Origin of the sequence: Polaromonas sp. JS666, from assembly GCF_000013865.1 — a bacterium.
Lineage (GTDB): Bacteria > Pseudomonadota > Gammaproteobacteria > Burkholderiales > Burkholderiaceae_C > Polaromonas.
Genome location: NC_007948.1, coordinates 416678 through 433110 on the forward strand (window position 1 = coordinate 416678; position 16433 = coordinate 433110).

The window sequence follows — 16433 nt, forward strand, 5'->3', positions numbered from 1 at the left end:
GACGGGATAGGTGGTAGGTGGTGCGCCTGTCCCGCCGGGCGGGTCACGGCCCGGATCGTTCTGCTGATTTTCATGGTGGCAGGCGACCGACTGCTGCACGCCATGCGCCTGACCGATGCCTCGTTCGAAATCGCGGGCGGGGTGATCCTCTTCCTGATGGCGATGGGCATGGCCTTTCCAGGCATGGGCGTGAGCCTTGCTGATTCCGGCCACGGTGGCGAGCCGATGCTGGTGCCGCCGGCCATCCCTGTGATCACCGGCCCGTCGGCGCTGGCCACCGTGCTGCTGCTGGCGGCCCGCCAGCCAGACCGTGGCTGGACCTGGGCGGCCGCGATCGGCTTGCTGCTGTCGGCGATGGCCGTCGACAAGCTGATTTCCGGACTGCGCCGCGCCTTTCCAGGCGTGACGGGATGAATGGGGGGAATGTCGGTGAATGTTTGTCCGGAATTTTCGGATTGGTTGATTAATTATTGTCTAATAAATCGAATAAATATAGTGAATAAATCTATATTTATTGATTAATCATAGATGCATTGTCGTTAATAGACGGAGCTCATCATGCGTTTGCCATTTCCATACCGGCCCGAAGGCCAGGTCGTTGCCAGCCTGCTGAAGTCACTGGCGGGCGCACTCGACTGGGCCGCTGCCGTGCAGCCCGCCCAGCCCTGGGTGCAGGCCGTGCGTGACAACCCGCCGCCCTTCTGGGCCATGGAGAGCCTGCTCAAGGAGTACCCGATTTCCAGCGCCGAAGGCCTGGCCCTGATGCGGCTGGCCGAAGCCCTGCTGCGCGTGCCCGATGCCGAAACCGCGATTGCCCTGACGGCCGACCAGCTGGGGCGGGCCGACTTTGAGACCGCCGGCGACGGCGTGATGGCCCGGCTGTCGGCCTCGGCCATTGCGATGTCCAAGAAATTCTTGCCGGAAGGCGGCCAGCCCAACCTGATGAGCAAGCTCGGCGCGCGCACCGTGGTTGCGGCCACGCTGCGGGCGGTGCAACTGCTGGGCCGCCAGTTTGTGCTGGGCCAGAACATTGGCGAGGCCATGAATGAGGCCGACGATGCGCGCAGGAAGATGCCGAATCTGAGGTTCAGCTACGACATGCTGGGCGAGGGCGCGCGCACCGACGCGGACGCCCTGCGCTACCTGGCCAGCTACACCAATGCCATTGAATCAATAGCCGCCGGTGCAAGCAATGCAAGCCCAACGGAGCAAAACGACGGTATTTCCATCAAGTTGAGCGCGCTGCACCCGCGCTATGAAGACGCCCAGCGCGAGCGTGTGATGGCCGAGCTGGTGCCGCGTGTCTGGGGCCTGTGCGAACTGGCGGCCCGCGCCAACATCAATCTCACGGTCGATGCCGAGGAAGTGGACCGGCTCGAGTTGTCGCTCGACATGTTTGAAGCGCTGGCCGCCCGGGTGGCGCAGCACTATCCGCAGTGGCAGGGCTTTGGCCTGGCCATGCAGGCGTACCAGACCCGGTCGCTGGCGCTGATTGAACAGGTGATCGCCATCGGCCGCCGCTACAAGCTGCGCCTGATGTGCCGCCTGGTCAAGGGCGCGTACTGGGATTCGGAGATCAAGCGAGCGCAGGAGCTGGGCCTGCCGCATTACCCGGTGTTCACCCACAAGCACCACACCGACGTGTCCTACCTCGCCTGCGCGCAGGCCCTGCTGTCAGCGCCAGACGCGATTTACCCGCAGTTTGCCGGGCACAACGCGGGCACGATTGCGGCCATCCTGCAAATGGCTTCCCGCAACGGGGTTCCCTTTGAACTGCAACGCCTGCACGGCATGGGCGAGGGCATCTTCCGCGAGGTGCTGAAGAACCCGCTGATCAGCTGCCGTGTCTACGCGCCCGTCGGCGCGCACCGCGACCTGCTGGCCTACCTGGTGCGCCGCCTGCTCGAAAACGGTGCCAATTCTTCCTTTGTGCATCAGCTGGCCGATGAATCCGTGAACATGGGCGAGCTGCTGACCTCGCCGCTGCGCCTGGAGCCCGAGCCGTCCCTGCCACTGCCGCCCACGCTGTACGGCCCAGGCCGCCCCAACAGCCTGGGGCTGGACCTGACCGTTGACAGCATGCGTGCACCGCTGTTTGCGGCTTTTGAGTCGGTGCGGGTTCCGACAGTGCCCGAGTTCGATGCCAGATTGGCCACCAGCGCGGTAGCGATGGGTGTAAGCAGCTATCAAAAATGGAGCAAGGTGGAGGTGGCCGAACGCGCCGCCATCCTGCGTCGCGCCGCCGATGCGCTGCAGCAGCAGATGCCGAAGTTCTGCGCGTTGCTGGTGAAGGAAGCGTTCAAAACCTGGGGCGACGCCGTGTCCGAGGTGCGCGAGGCGGTGGATTTCCTGCGCTACTACGCCAATGAAGCCGAGCGCATCATGGCGCCTGTCGCCTTGCCGGGGCCGACCGGCGAGACCAATGAACTGCGCCTGACGGCGCGCGGCGCCTGGGTCTGCATCAGCCCGTGGAATTTTCCGCTGGCGATTTTTACCGGCCAGGTCGCTGCCGCGCTGGCCACCGGCAACGCCGTGCTGGCCAAGCCCGCCGAGCAAACGCCGGGCGTGGCCTGGGAGGCCGTCAAGCTGCTGCATGCGGCTGGTGTGCCCGAAGGCGCGTTGCAGCTGCTGCACGGCCCAGGCGAAACCGTGGGCGCCGCGCTGGTGGCCGCACCGCAGGTGGCGGGCGTGGTGTTCACCGGCTCCACCCAGGTCGCCAAAATCATCAACCGGGCACTGGCCGCCAAAGACGGTCCCATCGTGCCGCTGATCGCCGAGACCGGCGGCATCAACGCCATGCTGGTCGACAGCACCGCGCTGCCCGAGCAGGTGGCCGATGCGGTGGTGCAAAGCGCGTTTCGCAGTGCCGGCCAGCGCTGCTCGGCGCTGCGCCTGCTGTGCGTGCATGAAGGCATTGCCGACGGCGTGATCGACATGATCCAGGGCGCGGCGCAGGAGCTGGTGCTGGGCAACCCGGCGGAGCTGGCCACCGATGTCGGCCCGGTGATTGATCGTGAGGCCTTTGACAACATCCAGCGCCACCTGAAACGCTTGGGTACAGACTCAAAAGTGCTGGTGGCGCGCAGAGAAAATGGAGCAGAAGCTGCTGATTTGATGGCGAACAGCATTGCGCCGGCGGCGTTTGAAGTCAGCAGCCTGGCCGAAGTCAAGGACGAAATCTTTGGCCCGGTGTTGCAAATCGTGCGCTGGGGCAGCGGCGAACTCAAAAGCCCTGAAGCCGTCATCGAACAGATCAACGCCCTCGGCTATGGCCTGACGCTGGGCCTCCAGACCCGCATCGACTCGCGCGCGCAAGCCCTGGCCGCTGCCGCGCATGTGGGCAACATCTATGTCAACCGCAACATGATTGGTGCGGTGGTCGGTGTGCAGCCCTTCGGTGGCGAAGGGCTCAGCGGCACCGGCCCGAAAGCCGGCGGGCCGCATTACCTGTACCGCTTCTGCGCGGAGCAGACCGTGACGGTCAATACGACGGCGGCGGGCGGCAACGCGGCGCTGTTGGCGGGCTAAGGCTGGCGATTGCATCACCGTGGCGTTCTGGATTTTGCCGTTTGACTTACGCCAGCTGCGACAAGGTCTCCGCCAATTCCCGCATCCCAATCGCTTCAACATCCGCACTAATGGGGTAACGCTCAAGCCCGCCGTGAACCACAAAGCGCTTGGCGGGCTTCAAGTCTTCGCAGGCTTCGTAAAACCCTCTGGCAGGTTTGGCGGCGCGGCTGCGCTTGACTTCGATCGCCCAGAGTTCACCGCCCGGAAGCTCTAAAAGCAGATCGATTTCAGCGCCACCTGAGGTGCGATAAAAACCCGGCACCGTAAAGGCGGGCGCGGCGTTAATCAGGTTTTCGATCACAAAACCCTCCCAGCTAGCGCCCACCACGGGGTGTCCTAGCAAGGCGTCTCTAACCGCGATGTTGAGCAGTGCATGCAGCAAGCCGCTGTCACGGATGTAGACCTTGGGCGACTTCACCAGCCGTTTGCCTACATTGGCGTGGTAAGGCTGCAGCCTGCGCACCAGCAACAAATCAACCAGCAAATCGGTGTAGCGGCTGACTGTCTGGCTGCTTACTTCCAGGCCTGCGGCCAGGCGAGAGGCGTTGTGCAAGGCGCCCTGGTTGTGCGCCAGCATAGTCCAAAAGCGGCGCAGGGTTTCGGCCGGAATTCGCGAGCCAAACATGGGCACGTCACGCTCCAGGTAGGTCCTGAGCAGGTCTTTGCGCCAGTCCAGGCTTTGCCGGTCGTCCTGTGCGAGAAAGCTGTCGGGGAAGCCGCCGCGTATCCAGAGTGCCTCAATTGCATCGGTTGGCACTTCCAGAACGCTCAAGGGCGTCATGTCGATATAGCTGATGCGCCCGGCCAGGCTCTCGCCACTTTGGCGCATCAAATCCAGCGAAGCCGAGCCGAGCAACAAGAAGCGCCCGGTACGCTGGCCATGGCGTCGGCCTTGGTCAATCAGGCCGCGCAGGGTTAAAAACAGGTCGGGCACGCGGTGAATTTCGTCCAAGATGACCAGCCGGTCTTCATAAGCAGACAAAAAGGCTGTCGGGTTGCTCAGCTTGTCGCGCTCTTCAATAGCTTCAAGGTCAAGGTAAAGGGCGTTTTGCTGTTTGCCAATTTCGAGCGCCAAGGTGGTTTTGCCCACTTGGCGCGGGCCAATCAGCGCGACGGAGGCTTGACGCGATAGGGCCTGTAATACGGTTTCTTGTGTTTTTCTAACTAACATCATTGCAAATTTACCATATAGTGGTTAATTTTCATGGTTATCATCTGCGGTGGCACCGGCAATGAGGCAAACAGGGCAGGCAGGAACTCGAATACTTCTCGAATACCGTACGCGTGTGAGTTGCCATCCATCGGGCTGGACGCCGATCCCCAGCGGGACCCATCGGCGCAGCCTGCACCCGGGTACCAGGTCGATCAGCGCATCAACGAGTGACGAATGGCCAAAAGCCCGCCCCGGGGATGAAACTTCTCCGGTCGCGGGCAGATCGCGCAAATCTCAATGATCCCAGAGCCTGAACCCCCGTTCGGGCTGCGGGTCTCGCGCAAACCAGTTTTCGAACACGGGAATCGGCGCTTGCCGGATGGGCCAACGGCTACGATACTTGAACTCAGGGGGTTGAATTTTCCATGCGTTAGAGGTCTTGGCAGTCAGGTATGTTGTGCCGCCTCACCGCTCTGGCAAGTCAAGCCGGGAAAGAAGGAGTTCGATATGCAACTCATCACTGTGAAAATCGACAAGCCGGAAGCGACCAACTTCATTCTGGGGCAGACCCACTTCATCAAGTCCGTCGAGGACCTCCACGAAGCGCTGGTGGGCGCCGTGCCGGGCATCAAGTTTGGCCTGGCCTTTTGCGAAGCTTCCGGCAAATGCCTGGTGCGGTGGTCGGGTACCGACCCCGCCATGGTCGAACTTGCCCGGAATAACGCAAAGACTCTTGCTGCGGGCCATTGCTTCATCATTTTCCTGGGGGAAGGCTTCTACCCGCTGAATGTGTTGAACACCGTCAAAATGGTGCCGGAGGTATGCCGCATTTTCTGCGCAACAGCCAATCCAACCGAAGTGATTCTTGCGGAGACGGAGCAGGGACGCGGCGTCCTGGGCGTGGTGGACGGTTTTCCAACCAAAGGGGTCGAGGACGAGGACGACATCAGCTGGCGCAAGAATCTGTTGCGGCAGATCGGCTACAAGCTTTGATTGAAGAGCCGGCGCGGCTGGAGGGGATCCGATAAATCATTGCCGGATTGCCGGATTGCCGGATTGCCGGATTGCCGGATTGCCGGCTTCGGCGGCGTCGTTGGAGCAATGGGAATGGGGTTGATTTGTCAGCCCGCTTGCATTCGGCGGCGCTGGCGACTAACGTAAGAGGGCAACATGACTGGTTGCCCGTTTACTTCAAAGGAGCATGCATATGCCCAACACCACCTGGATTTTGGTAGCCAACGCAAGCACCGCCAAAATCTATGCCAACCACGGCACCAAGAAAGGACTCAAGATTCTGAAGGAGACCGAACACCCGGAAAGCCGACAAAAAAGTGCCGATCTGGCCACCGACCGCCCCGGACACATGCCGGGCATTGGCAATGGCCACGGCGCCTGCCAGCCCCAGACCGACCCCAAGCGCAACGCCGCGCAGCATTTCGCCCAGGAGCTGGCGCGCGAGTTCAATCATGGCCGCAGCACCAACCAGTTCGGGCGCGCCATCCTCATCGCCCCGTCTTCTTTCATGGGCCTGCTCAACGACAAGCTGGACGGCCCCACCGCCAAGCTGGTCAGCGACCGCTTCGAAAAGGATTACACCAAGGCGAGCGAAAAGGAGCTCACCGGACATCTGGAGTCCTGCATCTATCTTTGACCGGCCCTAATCGACGCTCCCGGTATGCAGTGCGTACTCGGGGCGCCGGATTTTTCGCTGCGGGCGTGGTGACAGCCAAGGCGCTGGCGGCTAGCGGCGCGGTATGCCTGCGCCATCCTTGCCAGCATTGCCGACGATGGGGACAGCCGGCGCGAGCGGTGTCGTGACAGTTCTGCCTGTGAAGACGCCAGAGCCAGAGCCCCGTGCACCGGAGCGCTATCTGCGGGCCATGCTGATCGTATGCATCCACGAAGTCTTTGCGCTGGTGTGCCTGCACCGCAGTGGCCAGATGCGGATCATCTCTTTCATCATCGATGGTCTAGTGCAGTGTTGCACGCTATCTGGAACATAAAACCGCGTCTTTTGCGCCATGGCGGCGTTGCAAATCCGCGCGATACCTGCGGGTATCGCTGTGGTTTGCGCCTTGCCCTGACCCAAAATCCATCGCTTTTATTTGTCCCATCAAGCATGCAACACTGCACTGGATGCGAGAAAGATCCTGAGGTTCTTCGGCGAAGACTCACGCCCACCCAGAATGGCCCTGCACGCGAGCCACCGCTGTAGGATGGGCACCATGCCGTGGGGAAGACTTCGCGGCCGCACCCTACGGCACGAAGTTTGCAGTCACCCGGCACCGTCATGAAAAATCTTCCGTCCTTCGATCATTCCCGCCTGCTCGCAACGATCGACCGGCTTGCGCCGTCCATGACGCAGACCCTGAGTGCCTTCGTCGCCGCGCACAGCCCTTCCGGCGCGGAGCAGCCGGCCGCCGAGTTTCTGGAACGCAAGCTGACGGACCTGGGGCTGGATGCCGAGCGCATCGTGCTCAACAGCAGCCTCATCGAGAGCCTGCCGCTGTTCTCCTGCCCCTGCGATCCCGACAACGGACGTTACAACCTGCTGGCGCGCCACCTGCCGCGCAGCACCGGGGGCCGTTCGGTGCTGTTCAACGGCCACCTCGACGTGGTGCCCACCGGGCCTGAATCGCTGTGGACCAAGCCACCTTACGTGCCGTGGGTGAAAGATGGCTGGTTGCACGGCCGGGGTGCAGGCGACATGAAGGGTGGCCTCGTCTGCGCCCTGGTGGCCTACGAGGCCTTGCGTGAACTGGGCCTGCAGCCCGCCGGCATCGTCGGCTTCAACGCCGTGCTGGACGAGGAAAACACCGGCAACGGCACACTGGCCACGGTGCACGCGCTGCAAAACGCCCTGGCCAAGGCCAGGCTCACCGATTTCGATGCCGTGGTGATTCCGGAGCCCTTTGGCGAAACGCTGATGAGCGCCCAGGTCGGCGTGTGCTGGCTTTTCATCGAGATCACCGGCAAGCCGGCGCATGTCGCCTACATGAACCAGGGCATCAACCCGATCGAGGCCGGCATCGCCATCATGGCCGACCTGAAACAGCTGGAGTCCGAGTGGAACGCGCCTGCCCAACGACACCCGCTGTTTCGCGATGCGGCGCACCCGATCAACTTCAACCTGGGCCGCATCGAAGGCGGCGAGTGGAATTCGTCGGTGCCCTGCACCTGTACGCTCGGCCTTCGCTTCAGTTTTTTTCCCGGCATGACGGCCGGGGAGGCCACGCGGCAGGTCACGCAGCGCATACGCGCCACGGCCGCGCGGGTGAATCCGGCCTTGACGGTCGACATCCGTACCCGGGGACACTTCTCGCCGGGCTGCGAATACGACCTCGACGCACCGGCGATGCAGGTGCTGGCCGAGGCACACCGCAAGGTCACCGGCGCACCACCTGCGCAGCTGGCATGCACCGCGACCACCGATGGCCGCCACTTCGCGCTGATGACGGACATCCCCGTCACCGTGTACGGACCGGTGGCGCGCAACATCCACGGCATCGATGAGGCCGTCTCGCTGGACAGCATGAAGCGCGTGGCAGCGACCATGGCGCAATTCATGGTGGACTGGTGCGGCGTCGAACCGCTGGCAGCTTGACCCCTTTCTTCAGGACATCCGCACCATGACCCACCCCTCGGCCGTAGCCACCGTCCAGATCGACAACGAACGGGTCAAGGTCACCGAATGGCGTTTCGCACCGGGCGCCGAAACCGGCTACCACCGCCATGGCATGGACTACGTGGTGGTGCCCATGACCACCGGCACGCTGCTGCTCGAAACGCCGCAAGGCGAAATCCGCAGCCTGCTCACCGCGGGTGTGTCGTACACACGGCTGACCGGTGTCGAGCACAACGTCATCAACGCGAACGACCACGAGTTCGTCTTCGTCGAGATCGAGCTCAAGTAGTCAGTACTGGCGTCAGTCGCTGACATCCGCTGGCATGGGCGGTGCTCCCCTGGCCTCGATAGCCTCGCCCGCCGCCAGGCACAAATCCTCACGGAAGCGCCCGGCCACGATCTGCACGCCGACGGGGCTGGCCCCAAGCATGCCCGTGGACACGACGAAAGAGGGCAGGCCTGTGAGGGGCAGACCGATCATCGGCATCTGGGCTGCCCATACGCGGGCATAGGCCTCGGGCCCTTGCAGGTCGAGATCGGCCGGAAAGGGCAACTCTGCGCAAGCCGGCATCAGCACGACCGGATACCGTTCCATGAACTGCTGCCATGACCTGGTGATGGTGGCGCGGCGGATCAGCGCACCGGACAGTTTCTCGGCGGTCATGGCCCCTGCGATTTTGGCCTGTCCGGCCAGCGCGGTGATGGCGCCTTCGTCGCCCTCGCGCTCGGCGGCACGCACCATCGCCTCGTAGCCGTCGCCCATCCACAGCGTGATCTGGCTGGTGCAGGCCTCCTTGATCGGTGGCAGCGCGTCGAGTTCGTCCACGGTCCAGCCCGCGTCGCGCAGGCGGTCGGCCGCGTCGAGCAGCGCGGCGACGACCTCGGGGCATGTGTTGAGGCCGTCCGGGCGTACGCAGACGGCGGCCATGCGCGGCAGCACCGGACCGGTGAGCGGCGCGGGCACCCACCACGGGTCGCGCGCATCCGGCGCCGCCATCGCTGCCAGCGCGAGGCGGACATCGTGCACGGTACGTGCGATCGGCCCCGACACGGCGGTCACCTGCCCGCCGATCGTGCGTTCGGGGCTGGAGGCGTTGTACGCCGCCACGCGGCCCAGCGTGGGCCGCAGGCCATGCACGCCGCAGGCGTAAGCCGGGTAGCGGATCGAGCCGGCGATGTCGGTCCCATGGGCGATGTGGCCGATACCGGCCGCCACCGCCGATGCGGCGCCGCCGGACGAACCGCCGGGCGTGAGCGCGGTATTGCGCGGATTGAGCGTGCGGCCGTGCAGCCGGTTGCTGGTGAACCAGCGGTAGCTGAAGGCCGGCGTGTTGGTGCGCCCCACGATGACCGCACCGGCTTTCAGCAGGTTGTCCACCACGGGGCTGTTGGTGCTGGCGATCAGATCCTTCTGCAAGGTCAGCCCATTGCTGGTCGCGAAGCCTGCCTGGTCGATGTTGATCTTGACCGTGACGGGCACGCCGGCCAGCGGTCCCGGGTTCTCGCCGCGCGCCATCGCCGCATCGATGGCGCCCGCGCGCCGGAGCACTTCGTCGGGCCGGTAGTCCACCACGGCATTCAGGCGCGGATTGACGACGGCCAGCCGCGCCAGCGCCGATTCGGCCGCTTCGGTGGCAGACAGCTTGCGCTGGGCGATCAGGTTCGCGACCCGGGATGCGGAGAGACGCCAGATGTCAGACATGGGAATCCTGTTTACAGGGTTGTCAGAACGCTGTCCAGCGTCTCGACCAGCATGTCCGCGTTGGCTTCGGAGAACACCAGCGGCGGACGGATCTTCAGCGTGTTGGCGTGTTCGCCCGTGCCGCTGAGCAGCACGCCCCGCTCGCGCAGCGCATTGACGATGCGCGCCGTCTGCGCAGTGGCGGGCGCCCGTGTGCCGCGGTCGGTCACCATCTCCACGCCGACGAACAGGCCCGCGCCGCGCACATCGCCGATGAGCGCATGGCGCCGGCCCAGTTCGCTCAGCCGTATCCGCAGGTAGCGGCCCACCCGCTGGGCGTTGTCCATCAGGCCCTCCTGCTCGATCACGTCCAGCACGGCCATGCCGGCCGCCATCGACACCGGGTTGCCGCCGAAGGTGTTGAAGTAGCGGCACTCGCGGCCGAACGCCGCCAGCACGTCGGGGCGAATCGCCAAACCGGCCAGCGGATGGCCGGCGCCGAGGGGCTTGCCCATGGTCACGATGTCGGGCAGCACGCCGTGGCGCAGGAAGCCCCAGAAGGCATCGCCCGTGCGGCCCAGCCCGGGCTGCACCTCGTCGGCGATGAACACGCCGCCGGCTTCGCGGATCGCGTCCACCGCTTCGGCCAGGAAGCCGGGCGGGTCGGTGAAGATGCCGTCGCTGGAAAAGACGGTGTCGACCATCAGCGCGGCGGGCCGCATGCCATGGGCCCGCAGATCGGCAATGGCCTCGCGCACGCCGGCGGCGAAGGTCGCGCCCATGGCTTCGGGTGCGATGCGGTAACTGTCGGGCGCCGGCTCGGTGCGCACCGCCTCGCCGAGCTGCACGAACTTGCCGAGCGAGGGCGACGCTTCGGCGATGGCCGCGGTCACGCCGTGGTAGGCGAAGCGCGTGACGATCAGCCCTTCGGCCTTGGTGTGCGATCGGGCGATGCGCATTGCCAGGTCGTTGGCTTCGCTGCCGGTGCAGGTGAACATCGCATGGGCGAGCCCGGAAGGCATCGTGCCGAGCAGCCGCTCGGCGTAGTCGAGCACGCCCTCGTGCAGGTAGCGGGTGTGCGTGTTGAGCACGCTCGCCTGGCGGGCGATGGCCTCGACCACGTGCGGGTGGCAGTGGCCCACCGACGCGACGTTGTTGTAGGCGTCGAGGTAGCGCGTGCCGTCGGCGTCGTAGAGCCAGACGCCTTCGCCGCGCACCGGGTGCAGCGGCGTTTCGTAGAACAGGCGATAGGCCGGGCCCAGCAGCCGCGCGCGGCGGTCCATGAGGTCCCGGGTGGTGTGGGTGGTGTGGGAAATGGGCGGCATGTCGGTGATCTCAGTCCAGGCCGCAGGCGCGCCGCAGGGCGTCCGTCGCGGCGTTGTGGCCGATACGCTCGCAGGCCTGCAGGCGGGCCCACGAGAGCGGGTTGTTGCGCAGCAGGTAGGCCGCGTTGTCGGGGTGGCGCGCCGCACGCCAGCCGCTGATGGCCACCACCATCACGAGGCGGGCCGTCATCAGCGTGAACAGCAGGTCGAGCTCGGCCGGCAGCAGCGGCAGCACCGCGTGGTACGCCGCGACGAAGGGGACAATGTCGGCCAGCGGGTCGTCGCTCGCACCGAGCTGGTAGGCCGCGGCCACTGCGAGGTCATCGATCAGCGGCGCGCGAACCATGTCGCCGAAATCGAGAATCGCGGCGATGCGATCGGTGTCGGCCGGGTCGACCAGCACGTTGTAGATGTTGAAGTCGTTATGGATCGGCTGGCGGCGCAGGCCGGGCAGCACCGGCTTGACGTCGCGCTCGAAGCGGTCCAGCGCACGCTGTGCCAAGGCACGGCGCCCAGGGTCGGCGATGTGCGCCAGCAGCCCGCGCACGCTGTCGGCGCGCTGGATGTCCCAGGGCAGCGCTAGCGCCCCGGCCGGATGGTCGAAGTCGCGCAGCGCCAGGTCGAGCCGGGCCAGGGTGCGCGCCAGGTTCTGCCGCTGCGCCAGCGTGTGCGGCGCGTCCGGCAAGGGCAGTCCCGGCAGGTAGCTGAAGAGCCGCACCACGCGCGGCAGCCCGTCGCCCGGATTGCACAGGAAGGACGGCTCGCCGCCGAGCGTCGGCACGATGCGCTGCACCGGCAGCCCGGCGTCGGTGGCGGCGATGTGCAGCAGCGCCTGCGTCTGGAAATCCGCCACCAGCGCCTTTTCCGCGGGGTGCGAGATCTTCAGCATGAAGCGCGCGCCACTCTGCGCGGATTGCAGCAGGTAGTTGCGATCGCGCTCGCCCGTCAGCGCCTTCATCTCACCGGCGATCCCGTAGTGCTGCAGCGCCAGGGCGTGGACCCATGCGGGGTCGAGTTGCGGGGAGGTCTCGCTCAAGACCTCGGATTCGTCGAAATCGACGGCGAAAACGGAGGTGGCGGTGGCGACCGTCATGCCACGCCCGCAAAGCCGCGCAGTGCGCTGGCGAGATTGGGGCCGAGGTCGTCGGACAGGTAGCCCCCTTCCTGCACCAGCACGGTCGGCAGGCCCAGGCGGGCGATCTCGGCGAGCAGCAGCGCGAAGCCGGGCGTTGTGATCTTCATGCCCTTGTACGGGTCGTGCTCGTGCGCGTCCAGGCCCAGCGCCACCACCAGCGCGCCGGGCGCGAAGGCGCGCACGCTCAGGCAGGCATCGCGCAACGCCGGCAGGTAGCCGTCGATGCCGGTGCCCAGCGCCAGCGGCTTGTTGATGTTGTAGCCCAGGCCTGCGCCTTCACCCCGCTCGTGCGCATGGCCGGTGAAGAAGGGCGTGAAGTTGCGCGGGTCGCCATGCAGTGAAATGGTCAGTACGTCCGGGCGGCGGTAGAAGATGCCCTGCGTGCCGTTGCCGTGGTGCACGTCGATGTCGAGAATGGCGACGCGGTCGTGCACCCGGCGCAGGTGCTGCGCGGCGATGGCCACGTTGTTCAGGTAGCAAAAGCCGTTCGCCCGGTCCGCGTAGGCATGGTGGCCCGGTGGGCGGCACAGCGCGTAGGCCGCGCGCTCGCCGTCCGCCACCAGCTGCGCGGCATGCGTGGCCACGTGGGCCGAGGCGGTGGCCGCCTGCCAGGTATGCGGGCCGATGGAGCAGGCGTTGTCTCCCATGTGGAATCCGGCCTGGCCCACCACGCTCTCGGGGTAGGTGCAGGGCTCGCCGGGAAAGGGATGGATGTTGGGCATGACCTCTTGCGAGGGGTCGTCCAGCCCTTGCCATCGCTCGTAAGCGGTTTCGAGAAAGCGCAGGTACTCCGGCGTGTGGATGGCGGCACGCGGGCCCGCGCCGAAGTCTTCGCAGGCGATGACGTCATGGCCACCTTCCTGGACCGCCGACAGCAGGCGAAAGGCGCGTTCCGGCTGTTCGTTGCTGCGCTTCAATCGACCGCGCACCATGAAGAGCTGCGGGTCGTGGTCTTTGTGCTGATCGCTGTAGACGACTTTCATCGAAGGGGTCCTCGGAATCAGGGGTTGGAAGATGCGGACGCGGCGCCGTGCTGCTTCACGAACAGCGCCCGCACATGCTGCCAGGCATCGTCCAGATGCAGGCGCATGGCGGCACGGGCGGCGGTTGCGTCTCTGCGCAGCAGCGCATCGGCGATGGGTTGATGGGTCTCGGCCATGCCGGAGGGGTCGTGGTAGACGGCATCGCACAGTGCAATGATCATCCGCATCTCGGTCTGGGTGTTGGAGAAGATGCGGTGCAGCTGGGCGTTGCCCGACAGTTCGCAGATCAGGGTGTGGAACGCCAGATCGGCTGCGATGCGCTGGTGCTGCGGCTGCGTGGGCGCCTCGCGCACCATGGCATGCACGAGTTCCTGAAGGCGGGCCAGCCCGGCGTCGTCGGCCTTGCTGCAGGCCCGTTCGATCGCCGTCATTTCGAGACTGATGCGTACCTCGAAAATGTCGTCGATCTCCTGCACGCTGATGGTCCGCACCGCGAAACCATGGCGCGGCCGCGCGACCAGCACGCCCTGGCGCTCCAGCCGGCGTGCGGCCTCGCGCACCGGCGCCCGGCTCACGCCCATGCGGCGCGCGATGTCGGCCTCCACGATGCGGCTGCCGGGCGCCAGGCGCCCCTCCACGATGGCGCGCGTCAATTGGGCCTCGACCAGCTCGACCAGATCGGGGGCCTCGACGGATTCAAAGGAAGCGGTATCGGATGGGGAGGAAAAAGTCATGCGGTTTGTCTCGTTATGGGGTTTGCGCGCCGGAGCATAGTTTCTCACCCGCCTGCGCGCGCAGCGGCCAGGACGGCGGGGCCCGCCGGCCGGGAGCGCGCCAGGTAGATGCCCGCGGCCACGATCAGCGCAATGCCGGACATCGCGAGACCATCGGGCGGCTTGCGGAACCAGAAAGTGCTGAAGGCGACGGCGAGCAGCAGCTGGAAGTAGTTCAGGGGCGCGAGGGTGGACGCCTCCACCCGCTCGAAGGCGGCCAGCAGCAGCCACTGCGCGGCACCGCTGCAGGCGCCGCCCGCCAGGAGCAGCAGGACTTCGCCCGGCGCAGGCCGGTGGACCGGCAGGAAAAAGGGTGCCGGCAGGGCGGTCACTGCCAGGCAGACCAGCGCCGTATAGCCGTACTGCACGGGGCTGGGCACCAGCCCCGCGAGGCGCCGCGTGAGAAGCTGGAAGATCGCGTAGCAGACGGCCGAAACAGCCATCAGCACGGTGCCCAGCCAGGGCAGATCGCCGCCGGGACGCACGATCAGCAGCATGCCGCCAAAGCCGACCGTCACGGCCACCCAGCGGCTGCGCCGCACCTGCTCGCCGACCAGCCAGGGCGACAGTGCCACCATGAGCAGCGGCGCCGTGAAGTAGATCGCCGTGGCCTCGGCCAGCGGCATCCAGATCAATGCCGTCATGAAGCAGGTGGCCACCGTGCCCAGCATCACGCCGCGCAGCACCAGCAGCTTTTTCTGCGGCGCGCGCCAGATGCGCAGGTCGCCGTGGTGCAGCAGCATGGCGAAGGCGATGCAGATCACCGACAGGTAGCGCATCAGGTTGATGAAGGGCGCGGGGTAGTACTGCAGCATCTGCTTGCAGAAGGCGTCGTAGGAGGCGAAGGCCACCAGCGCGCAGAAGAAGAAAGCGACGCCGGCGCCCTTCGATCCCGGCGGGCGCAGTATGGCGGTGGCGGTGGTCATGAGCCGGCGACCCCTGCCTGCGCCAGCATCGCGCCCAGCAGCACGTTGGCGCCGGCCTCCAGGTGGCGCGGGTCGGCGTCCTCGACTTCGTTGTGGCTGATGCCATCCTTGCAGGGCACGAAGATCATGGCCGTGGGTGCGATGCCGGCCATGTAAACCGCATCGTGGCCCGCACCGGTCACGATGTCGCGGTGGCTGTAGCCGAGCGCCTGTGCCTGCTTTCGCACGGCGGCGACCATGTCGGGCGCAAACGGTGTCGGCGCGAAGTGTTGCACGTCGACCAGGTTCACCCCCACTGGGTAGCCGGCCGTCTCGCCGCCGGCGAGGGCCTCGCAGGCCCGGCGCAGGCGCCGGTCCATCTCGGCCAGCATGTCGGCGTTTTCATGGCGCAGATCCACGCTGAACGAAACCCGGCCGGGGATCACGTTGCGCGAATTGGGATGGATGCCCACCACGCCCACCGTGCCGCGCCCTTGCGGCGCGAACTCGCGGCCGATGCGCACCACCTCCTGCATCAGGAAACTGGCGGCATACAGCGCGTCGCGTCGCAGCGGCATTGGCGTCGGGCCGGCATGAGCCTCCATGCCCGTCACGGTGCAGTCGTACCAGCGCAGGCCGAGTGAACCGGTCACGACACCGATCACCGTGTCCTCGGCCTCCAGGATCGGGCCCTGCTCGATATGGGCTTCGAAGTAGCGGCCCAGCCTGACCTGGCCGATGGGCGCGCTGCCGGCATAGCCGATCTTCGCCAGCTCGTCGCGCACCGACTTGCCATCCACGTCGGTCGCTGCCAGCGCGGTCTCCAGCGGGAACACCCCGCAGTGCACGCCCGAGCCCATCATCACCGGCACGAAGCGCGTGCCCTCCTCGTTGGTCCAGATGACGAGTTCCAGCGGCGCCTCGGTCTCGATGCCGCGCTCCTGGAGTGTGCGCATGATCTCCAGCCCGGCCAGCACGCCGAAACAGCCGTCGAACTTGCCACCGGTGGGCTGGGTGTCGATGTGGCTGCCGGTGGCGACCGGGGCCAGTGCCGGATTCCGCCCGGCGCGCCGGCCAAAGATGTTGCCGACCTGGTCGACGGTGATGGCCAGGCCCGCCGCTTGCATCCAGCCGACGACGAGATCGCGGCCCTGGCCGTCGAGCCCGGACAGGGCCAGCCGGCAGTTGCCGCCCTTGGGCGTGGCGCCGATGGCGGCCAGGTCCATCAAGGAACGCCACAAGCGCTCGCGGTTGATGCGGATATTCCGGGTCATGCCCAACTC

Annotated in this window: 14 protein-coding genes; 6 read left to right on the top strand and 8 right to left on the bottom strand. The window is 65.9% G+C overall.

What is annotated here, in order from left to right; genetic code table 11:
• Positions 1–72 precede the first annotated feature (72 nt).
• Both BPRO_RS02015 and BPRO_RS02020 read left to right on the top strand, forming a co-directional pair.
• On the top strand, positions 73–414 hold the full coding sequence (locus tag BPRO_RS02015; RefSeq protein WP_049764059.1) for a MarC family protein: 342 nt from the start codon (positions 73–75) through the stop codon (positions 412–414).
• A gap of 144 nt (positions 415–558) precedes the next feature.
• Positions 559–3528, top strand: coding sequence for an L-glutamate gamma-semialdehyde dehydrogenase (locus tag BPRO_RS02020; RefSeq protein WP_011481377.1), 2970 nt, complete (start codon positions 559–561; stop codon positions 3526–3528).
• 46 nt (positions 3529–3574) lie between these two features.
• On the opposite strand, the gene BPRO_RS02025 is transcribed toward BPRO_RS02020, so the two are convergent.
• Positions 3575–4645, bottom strand: a complete 1071-nt coding sequence (locus BPRO_RS02025) for an ATP-binding protein (protein ID WP_232291478.1) — start codon at positions 4643–4645, stop codon at positions 3575–3577.
• Positions 4646–5230: 585 nt separating this feature from the next.
• On the opposite strand from BPRO_RS02025, the gene BPRO_RS02030 reads away from it, so the two are divergent.
• The 4 genes from BPRO_RS02030 to BPRO_RS02045 all read left to right on the top strand — a co-directional run bounded on the left by BPRO_RS02030 (position 5231) and on the right by BPRO_RS02045 (position 8637).
• Positions 5231–5716, top strand: coding sequence for an adenosine-specific kinase (locus tag BPRO_RS02030; RefSeq protein ID WP_011481379.1), 486 nt, complete (start codon positions 5231–5233; stop codon positions 5714–5716).
• A gap of 214 nt (positions 5717–5930) precedes the next feature.
• Complete coding sequence (locus BPRO_RS02035) at positions 5931–6374, top strand: host attachment protein (RefSeq protein ID WP_011481380.1); 444 nt, start codon at positions 5931–5933, stop codon at positions 6372–6374.
• A 639-nt stretch (positions 6375–7013) separates the two neighbouring features.
• Entirely contained in the window at positions 7014–8327 is a 1314-nt protein-coding gene (locus BPRO_RS02040; protein WP_011481382.1) for an ArgE/DapE family deacylase, read from the top strand.
• A gap of 25 nt (positions 8328–8352) precedes the next feature.
• Positions 8353–8637, top strand: a complete 285-nt coding sequence (locus BPRO_RS02045) for a cupin domain-containing protein (protein WP_011481383.1) — start codon at positions 8353–8355, stop codon at positions 8635–8637.
• 12 nt (positions 8638–8649) lie between these two features.
• On the opposite strand, the gene BPRO_RS02050 is transcribed toward BPRO_RS02045, so the two are convergent.
• The 7 genes from BPRO_RS02050 to BPRO_RS02080 are packed head-to-tail and all read right to left on the bottom strand — an operon-like array spanning position 8650 to position 16424.
• Entirely contained in the window at positions 8650–10050 is a 1401-nt protein-coding gene (locus BPRO_RS02050) for an amidase family protein (RefSeq protein WP_011481384.1), read from the bottom strand.
• An 11-nt stretch (positions 10051–10061) separates the two neighbouring features.
• Entirely contained in the window at positions 10062–11354 is a 1293-nt protein-coding gene (locus tag BPRO_RS02055) for an aspartate aminotransferase family protein (RefSeq protein ID WP_041388237.1), read from the bottom strand.
• A 10-nt stretch (positions 11355–11364) separates the two neighbouring features.
• Positions 11365–12447 carry a phosphotransferase gene (locus BPRO_RS02060; RefSeq protein ID WP_011481386.1) on the bottom strand — a complete coding sequence of 361 codons (1083 nt, stop codon included), beginning with the start codon at positions 12445–12447 and terminating at the stop codon, positions 11365–11367.
• Positions 12444–13472 (bottom strand): histone deacetylase family protein, encoded by a 1029-nt coding sequence (locus tag BPRO_RS02065; protein WP_011481387.1) that lies wholly within the window; start codon positions 13470–13472, stop codon positions 12444–12446. Before BPRO_RS02065 ends, BPRO_RS02060 begins: the two co-directional genes overlap by 4 nt.
• A 17-nt stretch (positions 13473–13489) precedes the next feature.
• Positions 13490–14206: a GntR family transcriptional regulator gene (locus tag BPRO_RS02070; RefSeq protein WP_049764060.1), complete on the bottom strand. Its 717-nt coding sequence runs from the start codon at positions 14204–14206 to the stop codon at positions 13490–13492.
• Between the two features lie 44 nt (positions 14207–14250).
• Positions 14251–15171, bottom strand: a complete 921-nt coding sequence (locus BPRO_RS02075; RefSeq protein WP_011481389.1) for a DMT family transporter — start codon at positions 15169–15171, stop codon at positions 14251–14253.
• Positions 15168–16424 carry a Zn-dependent hydrolase gene (locus BPRO_RS02080; RefSeq protein ID WP_011481390.1) on the bottom strand — a complete coding sequence of 419 codons (1257 nt, stop codon included), beginning with the start codon at positions 16422–16424 and terminating at the stop codon, positions 15168–15170. Before BPRO_RS02080 ends, BPRO_RS02075 begins: the two co-directional genes overlap by 4 nt.
• Positions 16425–16433 lie beyond the last annotated feature (9 nt).